Below are 17608 nucleotides of genomic sequence, written 5' to 3' on the forward strand. Positions count from 1 at the left end.
TGTTGTGCTAGCCCACCAAGGTCTCATAACAGTAATATTTATAGCACGTTCAGGTCCCCATTCCCCAAATCCATTTGAGGCCTTTACTTTAAATATATAATCTCTAAAATTTAAATTTGTAAAATTTACTTGTCTATTTACTTCTGGTGAAGACCAAGATTCAGAAAAACCTTCTAATTTCCACGAATATTTGACTTTGGAGGAGGCTTGATTTGAAACTCCCAAATATTTCAATGTGATAGAATTCTCACGATATTTCAGCTGTATATTTTTTACAGTATTTATATGCCCCTTCAATAAAGAGTCTTTTGGCGAAATTACTTTGTTGAAAACGCTAAACTCATCAAAAACAATATTAGGTAAATTGGCTTTTTTACTATCGATTTCTTCAGGATTAAACATCGTTACACCTTGAACACCACCAAAAGCAAATGTTTTGTCATCTATCTTTTTAAAACTTCCGTAGTTAAAATCGGTACTTGACAATCCATCATTTTTATCAAAAACATGAATGACTGTATCTTTTTCTGTCAATAATATTTGAGAAAGTCCTTTGGTGGTACTTGCCCAAATTTCATTTTCATGATAGGGTATAATCCCTTGAATGATATCTGACGGCAATCCAGAAGAAACAGAAATTTTATAGTTTTCTTTTTTTTCATGATCATATATCAACAAACCTCCGCCATTGGTACCAATCAATATTTTATTTTCTGTCAACTGGGTCAACACATTGATCGTTGCCAAATTTAAATCTTTATGCACATCACGAAGCGCCTTATAGTCTGTAATTTGATCATTTACTACGACGCTCACACCATTTCTCCCTGCTATCAGAATAGCTTCTCTAAACTCAATGATAGAGCGCACATCTCTTATTGGAAAACTACTAACTTTACCCGATTTTGAAAGCCTTAAGGTTTCTCCTTCTATCCCTCCAAACCAAATATTTTTATCACTGTCTTTAAAAATAACATATACTTTTTTCAACTCTAGATCTAAGGACTGGACAGTTAAATTTTTAATATCGACCTTAAAAACACCTTTATTAAAAGTACCTACCCACATAAAATCGCCATCACTTTCAAGGGTCAAAACAATATCATTGATATTTTTAAGATGTGTCCACTGATTGGTTTTTGGTTCTAAAATACTGATACCATCTTTGGTTCCAAACCAACGTCTTCCTAAAGCATCCACTTCAATAGAACGGGTAAAATTATTTTTTAAACTATTTACAGTATTTGGTTCGTGTTCTAGTTTCTTAAAAACCATTTTTGACTTGTCAAGAAAATTAAGTCCACCCCCATAAGTTGCCACCCAAATAATGCCTTGGCGGTCTATAATAATATCATAAACTCCGTTACTCGCCAAAGAATTAAGCTGATCCTCGTTATGAAAATAATGATTCAACAAATTATAATCATTATTCAAAACAAACACTCCAGCACCATCCGTTCCAACTAAAAAATCACCAGTTTTATCCTTAGTTATTACACGAATTGGATTTGTTACTTTGATACTTTCAATTTTAGTTAACTCTTGGAATCGATTATCAATTTTAAAAAGCCCTCTTTTTTTCGTCCCCAATAAGTAATCGCTTTTATTTCTTACAATACTCATAATATTCAAGTTCTTCTTAGAAATTTGTCGCAGTTTTTCTTTTTGAATATTATAAACCATCAAACCTCTTCCTGTCCCGAGTAATAATTTCCCATTAACCCCAGTAATCAAAGTTTGAATCCCAATCCTTACTTTACTAATTTCAATAGTTTTATTTACAAACTCTGAAGAAGCGGGATCATACAACCAAAGTCCATTATAAGCACCTATCCAAATTCTGCCGTTTAAATCCTCACAAATACTTTTAACTAAATTTGGTCTTAACTTACCCTTTGGAATGATATAATTGAAGGTGTCGTACTTTTCATCGTACAAACAAATACCCTTGTCAATTCCTAGCCACACTCTATTTTTGGAATCAATAAAAAGAGTGTTTACTCGATTCCCTGCTTCCTTAGGAAGTCCTTTTTGTTTGGAATAAGTATCCGCAAAAACAGAATTATATTTTACTACACCTTCTTCAGTTGCCATCCAAATATTCCCCGTTTTATCCTGGTCAATATTATAAATGATGCTTTGCGAAATCCCGTTCTCCGCATTTAGCTTCTCAAAATCGATATTATCTTGGGCATGTATTGAACCAAATAGCACTAAAATGAAAACCAATAAAAAAGGAAATTTTCTAAACATAAAACGAAAAAGTAAGGAGTTGATTTTAGAGGATAAGTTAATAAATCTAAAAATAAAAGAAGTGTAAAACTACAAAACTCTTATACAAATACAAGAAATTGTAAAATACTATTCGATTATAAATACCGTAAAACATACATTTAAAGTGGAATTAAACAATAGTTGAACACACTAACTTTACTCAAACTAACATAGACGACAATTAATTATAGAATGTTATCATCCCAACTTTTTTATTCGTTATGAATTGATATTTCAAAATCACAATTGACTCGAATAACATCTCCTGATTTTACCTTAACACTCTCCGTTTTACCTGTATAACTAAGCATGCAAACACCTGAAACCTTCGCCAAAATTTCAGCACAAAAAAGTTTTCCTTTTTTCCATTCAATTCTCACTTCATAACCACTCCTCGCTTTCAAACCAGATATAGTTCCTTCTTCCCAAGCTTTCGGTAAGGCTGGCAATAATTCAATGACACCAGTATGAGATTGCAACAACATCTCTGCCATACCAGCAGCTCCTCCCATATTTCCATCCAATTGAAATGGTGGATGTGCACAAAATAAATTAGAATAGGTTCCACTTCCTTGTCCCATCGATCTTCCTCCTTTTATGGTTGCTGGAAATAGCAGCCTTCTATACAATTTATAAGCACGGTCTCCGTCTTTTAAGCGTGCCCAAAAATTCGTTTTCCAAGCCAATGACCAGCCGGTCCCTTCATCACCACGAGTATTCAAACTTACCTTGGCCGCTGCTGCTAATTCGGGTGTTTTATCTAGTGAAATTTGTTTTCCTGAGTGTAAGGCAAATAAATACGATACATGACGATGTGTACTCTTAGGATCATCTACATCTTCTTTCCATTCTTGTAATTGCCCCCAACTACCAATAGTAGGAGGAGAAATTTTATCACGTATTGCTATAGCTTCTTTTTTAAAGTTGGTATCCAAACCTAAAATTTCACTCGCAGCGATGCAATTATTTAATAAGTCCCATGCAATTTGATGATCCATAGAAGCTCCACGCGAAATACCACCATGTTCAGGAGAATAAGAGGGTGATGATACTAAATATCCATTTTCATCTTCTATCAAATAATCTATCCAAAACAACGCAGCTTCTTTCATCATAGGATAGGCTGTTTGGCTTAAAAATTGTTTGTCTTGTGTAAATTCGTAATGCTCCCAAAGATACTGACACAACCATCCGGCTCCTCCTGGATAAAACCCCCAAGGAAAATTCCAGCCTGGTGAGGTGTATCCAAAAGGATTGTTCATGGTGTTAACTGTCCAACCACGCGTATTAAAAAACTCCTTTGCCGTTAATTTTCCTGGAGCTACTAAGGTTTCCATATAATCAAACAAGGGTACGTGGCACTCATTTAGGTTCGCAACTTCTGCTGCCCAATACAACATTTGTTGGTTGATATTCATATGATAATCACAAGCCCAAGCAGGGTTTGTGCTATTGTTCCATTTTCCTTGAAGATGCATCGGCATTCCTCCAGGACGAGAAGCGGCTATCATTAAATATCGACTGTACTGAAAATACAATTCTTCCAATCCTGCATCCGCTTTTCCGTCTGCATATTCAATCAAACGTTTGTCGGTAGCTAGACTGTCTTTTTTGTTTTCACCTAAATCAAATTTTACCCGATCAAATAGGTTGCGATAGTCTTCACGATGTGTTGCACGTAATTCTTCGTAAGATTTTACTTCAATATGCTGCAGTACTTTTTTGTTTTCAGCGATATAATCATTGCTGTTATAAATTGGGTAGGTAGCCTTATAATCTGTTGCCGCTACATGGGAAATAGTTATGTGTTTTGCCCCAGATAACTCCTTCTTTATCTTCATAAACACAGCGAATAACATTATTACTTAAGCTATGTACAAATCCATCTCTATGCTTAAATGTTTCCACATGATTTGTTTGCGGATCCAAAAAAATAAACCTTTATTAGAACCAATGGCAATTTTTCCAGATTTCAATTTGTATAAAACCCGATAATTCCTTCTCTCTGAAGACAATTTTGTAAAACGTTCAAATTGCCCCGTTATACTATAATATATAAAAACTCCTCTTGGTGTTGAAACCCAAAGTTCACCAGGATTTACTTCAATGACACTATTCACATCACCAAAAGAAAAGTTCTTCATCTGATCATTGTCTGCGAATATTTTTTTTGAATTATAGCCATCATATCGGATCAAACCATCCCTTGATCCCATCCATAAAAATCCATCCTGAGACTCTATAAAACAATTGATTCCATTAGAATTTACATCTTCAGGAAGATTTAAAGATTCAAATTTTATATTTGATTTCTGCGCGGATATTATAAAACAGCAGAAAAAAGCAAAAAAATAAGTAAGTCGTTTTAGCATAAAAAAAATCATATTATATAAATATAAAAAAATTGTTTCTAGAATCAACTTTACATTGATTTAGTGCTACTGAAAGTAATTTTTGTACTATAACTTACAGCCAGAAAAACAAAGACAATCTCGTCCGTTGCATTATAATCTCAACAATAAACTTAACATTAGCACTACTTTTTGAGGAGTCGTAAATTTTATCATTTGAGTCAGTGTATAACATAAAGTTCAATAACTTTTCTAATACAGTTCTAAATATGAAAATTGTTGGTTTTATTTCTAACAGATTTGTATAATTTATATACAATTATTACAAAATTTACACAAGCCTGTTGGTTCGTTTTTCATAAATTTGTACCGTAATTTAAAGAACATTCATTATGACTAAATACGATGTTACCGTTATTGGTGCTGGACCTGGAGGATATGTAGCTGCAATCCGTTGCGCTCAATTGGGATTGAAAACTGCAATTATTGAAAAATATTCAACTCTTGGAGGAACTTGTTTAAATGTAGGGTGTATTCCTTCTAAAGCATTATTAGATTCTTCTCACCATTACCACGACGCGACAAAACATTTTGAAAAACATGGTATCGGCGTAGAAGGATTGAGCTTAAATTTTGAACAAATGATTGCTCGTAAAGGAGAGGTTGTAGATCAAACTACAAGTGGAATCGACTACCTAATGAGTAAAAATAACATTGACAGATATGAAGGTGTTGGATCTTTTTTTGATACAACACATATCAACATTGCAAAACCAGACGGTTCTGTTGAAAAAATTGAATCAGCAAAAACAATTATTGCGACTGGTTCAAAACCATCTACTTTGCCTTTTATCTCTTTAGATAAAAAACGTGTGATTACTTCTACAGAAGCATTAACATTGAAAGAAGTTCCAAAGCACTTAATCGTTATTGGTGGTGGAGTTATTGGATTGGAATTAGGTCAAGTATATGCAAGATTAGGAGCAGAAGTTTCTGTAATCGAATATATGCCTAAGATTGTTCCTGGAATGGATGCAATGTTATCTAAAGAATTACAAAAATCATTGAAAAAACAAGGACTTAAGTTCTTTGTTGGACATAAAGTAACTTCTGTAACAAACACAGGTGATGAAGTTGTGGTTACTGCAGATGATAAAAAAGGTAACCCAGTTGAATTCAAAGGAGATTATTCATTAATTTCTGTTGGACGTCGTCCTTATACTGACGGATTAGGGTTGAATAATATCGGAATCGTTACTACGGAAAGAGGTCAGATTGAAACAAACGAACATTTACAAACAAACATTCCTAATATTTATGCTATTGGAGATGTGGTAAAAGGTGCTATGTTGGCTCACAAAGCTGAAGAGGAAGGAACGATGGTTGCTGAATTTATTGCTGGTGAAAAACCACATATCAATTACAACTTAATTCCTGGTGTAGTATATACTTGGCCAGAAGTTGCAGCTGTTGGAAAAACAGAAGAACAACTGAAAGAAGAAGGTGTCAACTATAAAGTAGGAAGTTTCCCTATGCGTGCTTTGGGTAGAGCTAGAGCAAGTATGGATATAGACGGACAAGTAAAAGTATTGGCTGACGCTACCACAGATGAAATCTTAGGGGTTCATATGATTGGTGCTCGTGCAGCAGATATGATTGCTGAGGCTGTGGTTGCCATGGAGTTTAGAGCATCTGCTGAAGATGTTTCAAGAATGTCTCATGCGCACCCTACGTATACAGAAGCGATCAAGGAAGCATGTTTGGCTGCTACGGATGATAGAGCATTGCATGTTTAAAAAAACATATCAATAATTTACAAAACCGTTTTCTGTTGAAAACGGTTTTTTATTTTTACCCATATGAAAAAACCAATTCCAACTCCTATAGCAGCTTATCTAATAAAAGACAAATCCTATGCTTATTGCACATGCGAAAAATCAGGAGAGTATCCTTATTGCGATGGAACGCACAAGTCTTCTGATAAAAAGCCATTGCTATTTAAAGTTCCAGAAAACACAAAAACATTTTTATGTACCTGTGGTCATAGCCAAAACAAACCCTATTGCGACGGGTCACACTAATTTAGAAACTCTCTAAAACCTTTTTTAGTTATTTTTAAGCAAAACAAAAACACTTATTATGCCTGTAGTTGAACTAAAAGAAGGAAGAAATTATTCATATTGTACCTGTGGTCATTCGGGAACAATGCCATTTTGTGATGGTACTCACAAAGAAAAAGGAGGAGGACCCCCATTGCGATTTAAAGCTGAAAAATCTGGTGAAAGCGCATTATGCGGTTGTGGAAAAAGCCAAAACAAACCTTATTGCGATGGTTCGCATAATGGATAAAAAAGTAAAAAAGCACCCATGAAATAATCAGGGTGCTTTTTTATTTATGTATTCAAAAAGTTTACTTATATAAAACTTCCATTTTTTCTTGAATCAAATCCAATCTTAAATTTCCTACACTTCCAATGTGTGTATGATTCACATTTAAGTCAGGTTTGAATTCTCCCTTCTGAATTTTTGCTCCAACAATTTTATACGCATCTCTAAAAGGTGTGCCTGCTTGTACCAAAGCATTTACCTCTTCAACACTAAAAATATATTTGTATTTATCATCCGCAACAATATTCTCTGTGATGATAATATTTTCCAAAGAAAAAACCATCATATCCAAACAAGACTTTAAGGTAGAAACAGACGGAATCAATCCTTCTTTTACCAATTGTAAATCTCTATGGTATCCACTTGGTAAGTTGTTTGTAATCAATGTCAACTCATAAGGCAATGCTTGTAATTTATTACACTTCCCACGAATCAATTCAAAAACATCTGGATTTTTTTTATGAGGCATGATACTAGAACCCGTTGTCAATTCATCAGGAAAAGTAACAAAACCAAAATTCTGACTCATGTATAAGCAAATATCCATACTCATCTTAGACAGCGTAGCAGAAACACTTGCGATGGCAAATGAAATAGATTTTTCTAATTTACCACGTCCCATCTGAGCCGCAACAGAATTCACTTTTAAATGTTCAAAACCTAATTCTTTCGTAGTCATTTCTCTATCAATAGGAAAAGAAGAACCATAACCTGCTGCTGAACCCAATGGGTTTTGATCTGCAACTTTATATGCAGCATCTAAAAAATAAACATCATCAATCAAACTTTCTGCATAGGCAGAAAACCACATCCCAAAAGAAGATGGCATGGCAACTTGCAAATGCGTATATCCTGGTAATAGGTGATTTTTATATTTTTCAGCCAATTCGATTAATAAATCAAATAATTTTTTCGCCCAGTCCTTTAATTCTAAAATTGCATCTTTAGAGTACAAATGAACATCCAATAAAACTTGGTCATTACGAGAACGTGCTGTATGAATTTTCTTCCCAGCATCTCCCAATTTCTCTGTCAACAACCACTCTACTTTAGAATGTACATCTTCAAAAGAATCTTCTATGGTAAAAGTTCCGTCTTCAACGGTTTTCATAATAGCATTCAATTCAGCAACCAGTCCTTCCAACTCTTCATCAGAAATAGTCCCAATTGAATTCAACATTCTAGTCTGTGCAATATTTCCTAAAACATCATACTTTGCTAATTGTAAATCTAATTCTCTATCGTTTCCTACAGTAAAAATGTCAATTTTTTTATCCGTAGCATATCCTTTATCCCAAAGTTTCATATCTGTACTTTTTGTATTGCGGCAAAGATACTGTTTTCAATTACAAAGCGAAAAATAGAATTTTAAATAAACCAAAAAAAAATCTCATTACTGACTTAATGGAATTTTTTGATATTCCTTTCTATATTTTGAAGGAGACATTCCCAATTGCTTTTGGAATTGACGATGAAAAAAAGTTAAATTATTATACCCTATTCTATACCCTATTTCAGAAACAGATAAATCTGTATCGATAAGCATTTTACAAGAGATGCTAATTTTATATTCATTTAAAAAAGCGAAAAAAGAGGAATTAAAAGTTTTTCTAAAAAACCTCGAAAAAGTATCCTTACTCATATTCATAGCACTAGCAACCTCTTCCAACTTTACATTGCGCAAATGATTTTCTTTTAGGTAATTGTAAATAAATTTTATGCGATTGCTTTCATTATATGACAAACTATTCGAAAAATTTGGGCCTGCTAAAAAATCAAACTCTTCACTCAAAGCCAATTTCTGCAAAACCTTCAAAAATAAAATCAACCTATCAAACGAATCTGTTTTTAATATTTCTAACAACATCGGTTTAATTTCTTCCGAAAATTTTTTATGAAATTTCAAACCACGTTGTGCCCTTTTCAACAAAGCACTAATATGTTTTAACTCTTCTTTATCAAACCAACTACTCAATAATTCTTCTCTCCACTGAATTACAATACATTCCACATCTTCATCTTGTTCCCCTATGGTTTTCCAACAATGAGGAAGGTTAGCTCCCACCATTACTAAATCATCATTATCAAAAGTATCCATATGATCCCCTACATATCGGACTCCTGTACTTTTTACAATATAAGTAAGCTCATATTCTTCATGGAAATGCCAAGCTGCAGGAAATTCCTTATCTTCAAAAAGTACGGCTCGAAACGAACTTCCAGGTGATGTTGGTATGTTATGAATTCTTGCTTTCATATTAATTTAAAGTCTAAAATACTTTATTAAGTGAATATATTGAGTCAAATAAAACTGACAAACCCAATATAGTGTATAAAAGTAATATAATCGTGTTTATAAATCACTAAATCAATAAGTATTTTTGTGTCATAAAGAATATCGTTTATTAAAAAATAAAAATATCCAATTATGTCTAAAGACATCAAAATCAGAGATGCTAAAATATTTAAGGCGGTAGCACCGCTAAAAAAACCTATTTCAGATGCAACACATACGATCACAGAAATTTCATTTTTAGTATTGAGAATTCAACTAGAAAATGGTGTGATTGGTGAATCCTACTTGCTATCTTTTCAATATTCACCCTATGCCATTGCTGGAGCTCTGAAAGATGCCGTAGCTCACATTATTGGTCATAAAACCAATGAAATGGGTATTGTTTATGACAAATTAGAAAATCTTGGAGAATATTTTGGAAACCAAGGAATCAATAGATGGGCACAGGCAGCGGTAAATATTGCCATGTGGGATGCTTGGGGAAAAACTTTGAACAAACCTGTACATGAAATCTTAGGAGTTTGCCGAGAAAAAGTGTCTATTTATGGTAGTGGTGGTTGGATTTCTTATTCTATTGATGAATTAATTGAAGAAGTAACGGGTTACGCTGATCGAGGATTCAAAGCTGTTAAAATCAAAGTAGGATCCCCTAAAGTAAGTACTGATGTTGAACGTTTACGTTTGGTTCGTGAGGCTGTTGGGAACAAAGTAGACATTATGATGGATGCCAACCAAGGGATGGATCTACCTTCTGCTATGAAATTATCCAGAGCCGCAAAAGAATTAAACATCAACTGGTTCGAAGAGCCCGTTAACCATCAAAACTTTCAAGCGTTTGAAATACTAAAAAACCAAGCTGGAATTTCTTTAGCGATGGGTGAACGTGAATACGATACTTTGCCATTGAGAGAATTAGTAACTAGAAATGCACTCGACATCTGGCAGCCAGATATTTTAAGAATTGGTGGTGTAGAAAAATGGAGAGAAAGTGCTGCTTTGGCAAACAGTTTCAATTTACCCGTTTTACCTCACTACTATAAAGATTATGATGTGCCATTATTATGTACCATTTCAAATGGAGTCGGTGCAGAATCTTTTGACTGGGTAGATCCTTTGATTGATAATCCAATGGTTATTCAGGATGGATATGCAAAACCTCACGATAGACCAGGTTGGGGATTCAATTTTATTGACGATAAATTAACTGAAATCAAATTTTAATGAGTTTACAAGTTTTTTCATTAGACGGCCAAAGAGCTCTCGTTACGGGAGGTGGAACCGGAATTGGCTTAGGTATATCAAAAGCTTTGATTGAAGCTGGTGCTAAGGTTGTAATAACAGGCCGCAGAGAAGAAGTTTTAAAAAAGGCCGTTGCCGAATTAGGAAACAAGGCTTCCTATAGAGTCAACGACATCACCGACAAAAAAGGGATTCCAGCTTTGGTGCAAGATATTGAAACCAATGAAGGCGCTATTGATATTTTGGTCAACAATGCCGGAATTCACCACAAAGAATGGGCAATCAATACAGAAGACGAAGATTTTGAAAGAATCATTCAAACCAACTTACTAAGTGTTTTCTCATTGACTCGTGAATGTGCAAAAAACATGTTAGCCCGTAAAAAAGGATCTATTATTATGATAGGTTCTATGGCCGGCTTATTTGGTATTGACCGAGTGATTGCTTACAGTGCTTCAAAAACTGCATTGACCGGATTGGTAAATGGTTTAACCGCCGAATTTGCCAAAGACAACGTAAGAGTCAATGCCATTGCACCTGGATGGATTACATCAAATATGTTTCTGAATGCTGTCAATAAAGACCAGGCGAGGAAACAACAAATTACCAACCGTATCGCCATGGATCACTTCGGAACTACGGAAGATATTGGTAATGCTGCGGTGTTTTTAAGCTCTGAAGGCGCTAAATACATCACTGGAGTAATCTTACCTGTTGACGGAGGCGCCGCAATAAACTTTTGAGCCCATTTCCGAGATCAATAAAAAAATATGTACCAATACAGACAACTTCTGTCTTAAAAAATTAATACAATCATGAAACCAACATATCTAACTGGTGACTATAGTGTCAGTCCTTTTTTCAACAACGAAAGTCGTTTAGTTTACGGAACATCCGGATTAGGAGGTGTATGGGGTCCTGTAAAAGAAGCGGAATCTATTGAAGCTTTATTATACGCTTTGGAAAACGGAGTGTCTGTTTTTGATGCTGCTCCATCTTATGGAGAGGCTGAAAATTACTTAGGAAAAGCTTTAAGACAATGGAAAGGAGACACACCTTTTGTAAGCACTAAAATTGGTAGATTAAAAGGCGTAGATGCTTTTGACACTAAATTAGATTACACACCCGATGGTTTAAAGCGTAGCTTAGAAAACAGTTTAGAGACCTTAGGCCTTTCAAAAATCAACTTATTATTTTTACACGAACCTCAATTGGTTCCGATGGATAAGATCAATGAAATACTTGACACGTTGAAAGACTTCAAGGCTCAAGGTTTAATTGAAAAAATTGGAGTTGGAGGAAATCCGTCGGAGGAATTCAAACCATTTATTACCAAAGATAACTTTGATGTAGTTTCTGGTTTTCTAAAAATGAATGCCTGTAATTTAAGTGTTTTTAAGGGAGATATTCAACAATTTCATAAAGAAGAGATCGGGTATTACGCAGCCTCTGCATTACACTTTTCATTGTTAGGAAATCGATTCCAAAAATATATAGACGAAGGTGTAGACGGAGAATGGATTACAGAAAAAGATGTTCAAAATGCTATTGAAGTAAATAAAATAGCCCAAGAAATAGAAATGCCTTTGGCTACATTAGCACAACGATATTTATTTTCTATTAAGGAAGCGGATCGCATTGTAATGGGTGCTAGAACACTTGATCAAATAAAAGCAACCATTTCTGATTGGAAACAAGGGAAATTACCCGAATATATCTTTAACAAGATAACTAACATAATCATAAAATAAATCAAACCCCATGAAAGTAATTCGTTTGAAACAACCAGGAGAATGGGAACCATTAGAAGTAGACCTACCTAAGGCAGATTTACCTAGTGGTCAAGTTCTCTTAAAAGTAAAAAAAATTGGGGTCTGTGGAACAGATTTACATGCATTTAAAGGACAACAACCTTTCTTCAGTTATCCTCGAATCTTAGGACATGAATTGGCTGTAGAAGTGGTTGCTATTGCTAATGATGTGACGAATGTTGGGATTGGAGACAAATGCTCTGTAGAGCCTTATTACAATGATATTGTTGGGCAAGCAGTTCGTCGAGGAAAAACCAACTGCGGAGAACACCTTCAAGTCTTAGGAGTGCACGTCGATGGTGGAATGCAAGAGTATTTTGTGTATCCTGCTGAGTTTTTACATCCGACCAATTCTTTGTCAGATGATCAGTTAGCGATGATTGAACCTTTAGCTATTGGATGTCATGCTGTGGATAGAGCAGATATCAAAGAAGATGATATTGTTTTAGTAATTGGAGTTGGACCAATTGGTTTAGGAACCATCCAATTTGCACAACTAAAAGGTGCTCGTGTCATTGCTATGGATGTTGATGATGCTAAATTGGAAAAATGCAAAGAAATCACAAAAGTAAAAGATACTATCAATGCTTTGGGAGATGTTGAAGAAGAATTGACTTCCTTGTTAAACGGAGATCTACCCACAGTAATTTTAGATGCTACGGGTAATTCTACTTCTATGATGAATACGTTTAAATACGCTGCCGCAGGGGGAACTATTGTCTTTATTGGTTTATTTATGGGAGATGTTGTTTTTCATGACCCCTCTTTCCACAAGAAAGAATTGACTTTAAAAGCAAGTAGAGCTGCAATGGGTTCTGATTTTGGAAGAATTATTCGATTGATAGAAGCCGGGAAAATTGATGCTTCCTCATTCATCACCCACAGAATGAATTTTGATGATGTTCCTACAGAATTTGAAAAATTATTTGAGAAAAAAGATTTAATAAAAGCGATTATAGAACTTTAAAAAAGATTCATGACATCAACAAAAAATAACAACTCACAGTTTTTAGTACCATTAATTATAGTAATGGCATTGATGTTTTTCTGGAATTTAAGTAGAAACATCAACGATGTCTTGATTCCCCATTTAAAAAGAGCCTGTCAGCTAACGGACTTTCAATCATCTTTGGTACAGTCAGCTTTTTTCGGTGCCTATTTTGTAGTTGCCGTACCTGCTGGTTGGTACATTCAAAAAAAGGGATATCGAATGGGAATGATTACTGGATTGCTGATTGCGGCTATCGGCGCATTTTTATTTTATCCTGCCGCTGAAACTCGTGTGTATTCACTTTTCTTAGTCGCCTTATTTGTCATGGCAGCTGGTTTTGCCATCTTAGAAGTTACAGCCTCTCCATATATTACCAAACTGGGAAGCCCGGAAGGAGCTTCAAGTCGCTTAAGTATGGCAGCAGCTATTGGTTCTGTTGGTGCCACAATTGCTCCCGTACTTGCTTCTTTATTGTTTTTGCATGAAGTGGACACTCCGCAGGCTACGATTGATGCATTTTCTCCTCTAGAACTAGATAATTTTTTATCTGGAGAAGCTGCTTTGGTTAAACCTCCCTATTTAATTCTGGCTGGAATTTTAGTTGCTATTGCACTCGTTGTCGTATTCATCAAACTCCCTAAAATCGAAGACGAAAAAGGAGGAGATAAAAAACCACTAGTAGACATATTAAAATTCAAACATACTTTATATGGTGTGGGTGCAGAGTTCTTTTATGTGGGTGCTGAAGTAGGAATTGTAAGTTTTATCATCCGCTATGCGAAATGGTTCAATATTCCCGAATTGACTGAACAAAAATCTGCACAATACATTACGGCTTTTATGGGCTTGGTATTGATAGGAAGATTGCTAGGAGTTTATATTTTAAAGAAATTCAAACCTCAACACGTTTTGGCATTTTGTAGTGTCAGTGCATTTATAATGGTGACTATTGCAATCGTTTCTAATGGTTATTTCTCATTAGCTTGTTTATCTATCGTTGGATTTTTTACCTCAATTATTTATCCAATTATATTCAGTTTAAGTATGCAAGATTTAAAGGAATATACCAAAACAGGTTCTTCAGTATTTTTATTAGGAATTGTTGGTGGTGCTATTGTGCCTCCGTTAATGGGGTACATTTCAGATACCGCTGGTATTAAGTATTCGTTTATTATTCCGCTAATTTGTTATGTGTATCTATTGTTTTTTGCTGTGAAAGGTTACAAAGTAAATATAAAAGCCTAGATACTAATGAGAGTCAATCAATTTAGACGATTTACATATTTTTTTACATCTGATAATTCTAAACTTTCGAAAGCATTTGAATCTGAAGCCTTCAAGAAATTTAAAAAATCAGAAGGCATTAAAGAATTGAATGTATATCAAAAAAAGGATGATTATTTTATGATTGTTGATGCTGATATATCATTCAATTCAGAAAAAATAGTTAATGCTTTAAAGTTACATATGAATTCTGAGGGTGTCAACTCAATATTATCCTATCATAGCGAAGCCTTAGAACGCATTTACAAACTAGATCAAAAAGTAATTTATAGTTCTTTTGAAGGGCAGTTAAAAATGGATATAAGAGAAAAAAAACGTTTTGTTTGGACATTGTTATTAGAACCAGATTTAATAGAAGAATATAAGCGCGTACATGCTATGAATATGGCGTGGCCAGAAATAACTTCCAATATGAAAACTGTTGGAGTTAAAGACATGGAAATATATATTCATCACGATCAAGTGGTGTTGATAATGGATGCTATACCAGAATTCGATTTAGATGAAATTGGTCCAAAATGGCAAAAGTTGCCAAGAGAAGAAGAATGGCAGACTTATGTAGCAAAATTTCAAAGAACAGACCCTGAAAGTTCTATTCAAGAAAAATGGCAGGATATGGGAGTGCTATAAAAAACACAATGAAAATAAACGTTAACATATTACTAAGATCATTTAGCATACTTACATTGCTACTCCTGTCTCTTACTGCAATTGGGCAAGATCGTCCAAATGTAATTGTAATTGTTACGGATGACCAAGGTTATGGTGATTTAAGTTGTCACGGAAATCCAGTAATAAAAACACCAAATATTGATAAATTATATTCAGAATCTGTACGTTTTACTAATTTTCATGTAGATCCGACTTGTGCCCCAACTCGTTCAGCGTTATTAACAGGAAAGTACTCGCATCATGTAGGAGTTTGGCATACCGTATGTGGCGGTAATCATTTGAGAGCTTCCGAAGTGACTTTAGCTAATGTTTTTAAAAATTCAGGATATAGAACAGGGTTGTTTGGTAAATGGCATTTAGGCGCGAATTATCCATACAGACCAATGGATCGCGGATTTGATGAATGGCTAGGACACGGAGATGGTGGTACAGGCACAACAGATGATTATTTTTATAATGACCGAGTGAATGACTACTACTTTCATAATGGAAAACGTGAGTATCGTGAAGGTTATGCTCCCGATGTGTTTTTTAATTCAGCAATAGATTTTATTACTAATCAGAAAGATGAAAATCCTTTTTTTGTATATCTAGCCTCTTATCTACCGCACGATCCACATACCATTCCTAATAAATCTTTAGTAGAAAAGTACAAAGGGAAAATTTCAGATAACGTTGCTTATTTCTTTGCAGGAATTGACAGAATAGATCAAAACATAGGTAAATTGAGAAAAGCCTTAGAGGTGTCTGGGAAATCTGAAAACACCATTATTGTTTTTATGTCTGACAATGGAGGAACAGCTGGCGTAAAGCTTTACAATGCAGGAATGCGAGGGCGAAAAACACAGGTATATGAAGGAGGACACCGCGTTCCTTTCTTTGTACATTGGCCTAAAGGAAAAATTGCACATAATAAAGATGTAAGTGAGCTAACTGCACATATTGATGTAATGCCTACTTTAATTGATATCTGTAATTTAAAAAAGAACAAACAAACAAATTTTGACGGTAGAAGTTTTAAAAAGCTGCTTTTTAAAACTGAAAAAAAAATTTCTAAACGAATCTTATTTGTTGAAAATCAACGTACGTTTAAAGCACAATCATGGTCGCAAACTGCTGGGATGATGAATAACTGGAGACTTATTGATAATAAAGAATTGTATGATTTATCTAAAGACCCATCTCAAGAAAACAATGTTATTGAAAGTTATTCTAAAGTTGTTCAAGAAATAAGAAAAGCACATACTAAATATTGGAAAAAGGTAACTCCAAACGATAGAGAGAAACCTAGACCAATTGTAGGTCATATTGCTTCAAATGAAACATTTCTTTCTTCTTCTGACTGGTACTTGCCGAGCGTTCCTTGGAATCATGCCCAAGTGGCTAAAGGAAGTCAACTTTCAGGGAGTTGGGAAATTGATGTTGTTACAGAAGGTGTCTATCGTTTTGAAATCCGAAGATGGCCCCGTGAAGCAAATGCTAGAATGAAAGGGATTCCATCTTTTAAAGATAAAATTGTTGATGCTTGGAAAGCTAATGGAGAAGTAACTAAACTTATCTATGGAAATGAAATTAATGCATTACCTATCGATGCAGTTAAACTTGAAGTTGGAAATTATTCAGAAATGAAGAAAGTTGAACAAGAAGATAGTTTTGTAACATTTAATATTAAACTTAAAAAAGGACATAATACCATTAGAGGAGAGTTTCTTGATGATGAAAAAAACGTTATTGCTGGAACTTATTACGTATATCTATTAAAACTTTAAAAAACAGACTTATGAAACAAACACTTATGCTATTTTGTGCGATTTTACTAATTGCTTGTAGTTCAAATAAAAAAGAAAAGGATTCTTCGCCTAAAGAAAAAAATGAAATTAAATATGAAGAAAACTGGGAAAGTTTAAAGCAATATGAAATTCCACAATGGATGAAAGATTCTAAATTTGGAATTTTTATTCACTGGGGACCTAACTCTGTAGCAGAAAAGTATACAGATTGGTATCCAAGATGGATGTATTCGGATAAAGGAGTGGCAAACCCTCAAACAGGTATTGCTAATAATGGTAATCCTCATGCTGCAGTAGCGTATCACAAAGAGAAATTTGGAGACCAAAAAGATTTTGGATATAAAGACTTAATTCCTATGTGGACTATGGAGAATTTCGATCCAAAATCTTGGGTGGATCTATTTAAAAAATCCGGTGCCCAATACGTAGTCCCTGTTGCAGAACACCATGATGGTTTTGCCTTATACGAATCTAGTATTACCCCTTGGAATGCTGTGGATATGGGACCTAAA

At 34.5% G+C, this 17608-nt stretch carries 17 protein-coding genes; 11 read left to right on the plus strand and 6 right to left on the minus strand.

Annotated elements, in window-relative coordinates:
- From P8H68_RS06240 to P8H68_RS06250, 4 genes are all read right to left on the minus strand, one after another.
- On the minus strand, positions 1-2253 hold a 2253-nt coding region (locus P8H68_RS06240; RefSeq protein ID WP_300322536.1), incomplete at its 3' end, for a two-component regulator propeller domain-containing protein.
- Positions 2254-2486: 233 nt separating this feature from the next.
- On the minus strand, positions 2487-4109 hold the full coding sequence (locus P8H68_RS06245; protein ID WP_366144931.1) for a glycoside hydrolase family 95-like protein: 1623 nt from the start codon (positions 4107-4109) through the stop codon (positions 2487-2489).
- Positions 4045-4182, minus strand: coding sequence for a two-component regulator propeller domain-containing protein (locus P8H68_RS14545; protein ID WP_366144930.1), 138 nt, complete (start codon positions 4180-4182; stop codon positions 4045-4047). Before P8H68_RS14545 ends, P8H68_RS06245 begins: the two co-directional genes overlap by 65 nt.
- Entirely contained in the window at positions 4140-4646 is a 507-nt protein-coding gene (locus P8H68_RS06250; RefSeq protein ID WP_300322540.1) for a two-component regulator propeller domain-containing protein, read from the minus strand. Before P8H68_RS06250 ends, P8H68_RS14545 begins: the two co-directional genes overlap by 43 nt.
- A gap of 371 nt (positions 4647-5017) precedes the next feature.
- On the opposite strand from P8H68_RS06250, the gene lpdA reads away from it, so the two are divergent.
- The 3 genes from lpdA (at position 5018) to P8H68_RS06265 (ending at position 6974) form a co-directional block, all read left to right on the plus strand.
- The gene (gene lpdA, locus P8H68_RS06255) at positions 5018-6421 is read left to right on the plus strand and encodes a dihydrolipoyl dehydrogenase (protein WP_300322542.1); all 1404 of its coding nucleotides are present in this window, start codon (positions 5018-5020) and stop codon (positions 6419-6421) included.
- A 63-nt stretch (positions 6422-6484) separates the two neighbouring features.
- Positions 6485-6706 carry a CDGSH iron-sulfur domain-containing protein gene (locus P8H68_RS06260; RefSeq protein WP_300322544.1) on the plus strand — a complete coding sequence of 74 codons (222 nt, stop codon included), beginning with the start codon at positions 6485-6487 and terminating at the stop codon, positions 6704-6706.
- Between the two features lie 58 nt (positions 6707-6764).
- Entirely contained in the window at positions 6765-6974 is a 210-nt protein-coding gene (locus P8H68_RS06265) for a CDGSH iron-sulfur domain-containing protein (protein WP_300322546.1), read from the plus strand.
- A 61-nt stretch (positions 6975-7035) separates the two neighbouring features.
- Here the strand turns inward: P8H68_RS06265 and argH are convergent, their stop codons facing one another.
- Positions 7036-8319: an argininosuccinate lyase gene (argH, locus tag P8H68_RS06270; protein ID WP_300322550.1), complete on the minus strand. Its 1284-nt coding sequence runs from the start codon at positions 8317-8319 to the stop codon at positions 7036-7038.
- Positions 8320-8406: 87 nt separating this feature from the next.
- Positions 8407-9270, minus strand: coding sequence for an AraC family transcriptional regulator (locus P8H68_RS06275; RefSeq protein WP_300322552.1), 864 nt, complete (start codon positions 9268-9270; stop codon positions 8407-8409).
- A gap of 171 nt (positions 9271-9441) precedes the next feature.
- Here P8H68_RS06275 and P8H68_RS06280 point away from each other — a divergent pair, with 171 nt between their 5' ends.
- The 8 genes from P8H68_RS06280 to P8H68_RS06315 form a co-directional block, all read left to right on the plus strand.
- Positions 9442-10530, plus strand: coding sequence for a mandelate racemase/muconate lactonizing enzyme family protein (locus P8H68_RS06280; RefSeq protein WP_300322554.1), 1089 nt, complete (start codon positions 9442-9444; stop codon positions 10528-10530).
- Positions 10530-11291 (plus strand): glucose 1-dehydrogenase, encoded by a 762-nt coding sequence (locus P8H68_RS06285; protein WP_300322556.1) that lies wholly within the window; start codon positions 10530-10532, stop codon positions 11289-11291. The genes P8H68_RS06280 and P8H68_RS06285 overlap by 1 nt, the downstream gene beginning before the upstream one ends.
- A gap of 72 nt (positions 11292-11363) precedes the next feature.
- The gene (locus P8H68_RS06290) at positions 11364-12299 is read left to right on the plus strand and encodes an aldo/keto reductase (protein ID WP_300322558.1); all 936 of its coding nucleotides are present in this window, start codon (positions 11364-11366) and stop codon (positions 12297-12299) included.
- Between the two features lie 10 nt (positions 12300-12309).
- A complete protein-coding gene (locus P8H68_RS06295; protein ID WP_300322560.1) occupies positions 12310-13326 on the plus strand; it encodes a zinc-binding alcohol dehydrogenase family protein in 1017 nt (338 codons plus the stop codon).
- A 9-nt stretch (positions 13327-13335) separates the two neighbouring features.
- On the plus strand, positions 13336-14595 hold the full coding sequence (fucP, locus tag P8H68_RS06300; protein ID WP_300322562.1) for an L-fucose:H+ symporter permease: 1260 nt from the start codon (positions 13336-13338) through the stop codon (positions 14593-14595).
- A 6-nt stretch (positions 14596-14601) separates the two neighbouring features.
- Positions 14602-15264 carry an L-rhamnose mutarotase gene (locus P8H68_RS06305; protein ID WP_300322564.1) on the plus strand — a complete coding sequence of 221 codons (663 nt, stop codon included), beginning with the start codon at positions 14602-14604 and terminating at the stop codon, positions 15262-15264.
- 8 nt (positions 15265-15272) lie between these two features.
- Positions 15273-17075: an arylsulfatase gene (locus P8H68_RS06310; protein WP_300322566.1), complete on the plus strand. Its 1803-nt coding sequence runs from the start codon at positions 15273-15275 to the stop codon at positions 17073-17075.
- Between the two features lie 11 nt (positions 17076-17086).
- Positions 17087-17608 (plus strand): alpha-L-fucosidase (locus P8H68_RS06315; RefSeq protein ID WP_300322568.1); only part of this gene is annotated, 522 nt, incomplete at its 3' end.

Origin of the sequence: Flavicella sp., assembly GCF_029238425.1 — a bacterium.
Classification (GTDB): Bacteria; Bacteroidota; Bacteroidia; order Flavobacteriales; family Flavobacteriaceae; genus Flavicella.

Bases quoted from the DNA above. Each gene is read 5' to 3' on its own strand.
- P8H68_RS06250 (WP_300322540.1), bottom strand. From the start codon at position 4,646: ATGCTAAAACGACTTACTTATTTTTTTGCTTTTTTCTGCTGTTTTATA.
- lpdA (WP_300322542.1), top strand. From the start codon at position 5,018: ATGACTAAATACGATGTTACCGTTATTGGTGCTGGACCTGGAGGATAT.
- P8H68_RS06260 (WP_300322544.1), top strand. From the start codon at position 6,485: ATGAAAAAACCAATTCCAACTCCTATAGCAGCTTATCTAATAAAAGAC.
- P8H68_RS06265 (WP_300322546.1), top strand. From the start codon at position 6,765: ATGCCTGTAGTTGAACTAAAAGAAGGAAGAAATTATTCATATTGTACC.
- argH (WP_300322550.1), bottom strand. From the start codon at position 8,319: ATGAAACTTTGGGATAAAGGATATGCTACGGATAAAAAAATTGACATT.
- P8H68_RS06275 (WP_300322552.1), bottom strand. From the start codon at position 9,270: ATGAAAGCAAGAATTCATAACATACCAACATCACCTGGAAGTTCGTTT.
- P8H68_RS06280 (WP_300322554.1), top strand. From the start codon at position 9,442: ATGTCTAAAGACATCAAAATCAGAGATGCTAAAATATTTAAGGCGGTA.
- P8H68_RS06285 (WP_300322556.1), top strand. From the start codon at position 10,530: ATGAGTTTACAAGTTTTTTCATTAGACGGCCAAAGAGCTCTCGTTACG.
- P8H68_RS06290 (WP_300322558.1), top strand. From the start codon at position 11,364: ATGAAACCAACATATCTAACTGGTGACTATAGTGTCAGTCCTTTTTTC.
- P8H68_RS06295 (WP_300322560.1), top strand. From the start codon at position 12,310: ATGAAAGTAATTCGTTTGAAACAACCAGGAGAATGGGAACCATTAGAA.
- fucP (WP_300322562.1), top strand. From the start codon at position 13,336: ATGACATCAACAAAAAATAACAACTCACAGTTTTTAGTACCATTAATT.
- P8H68_RS06305 (WP_300322564.1), top strand. From the start codon at position 14,602: ATGAGAGTCAATCAATTTAGACGATTTACATATTTTTTTACATCTGAT.
- P8H68_RS06310 (WP_300322566.1), top strand. From the start codon at position 15,273: ATGAAAATAAACGTTAACATATTACTAAGATCATTTAGCATACTTACA.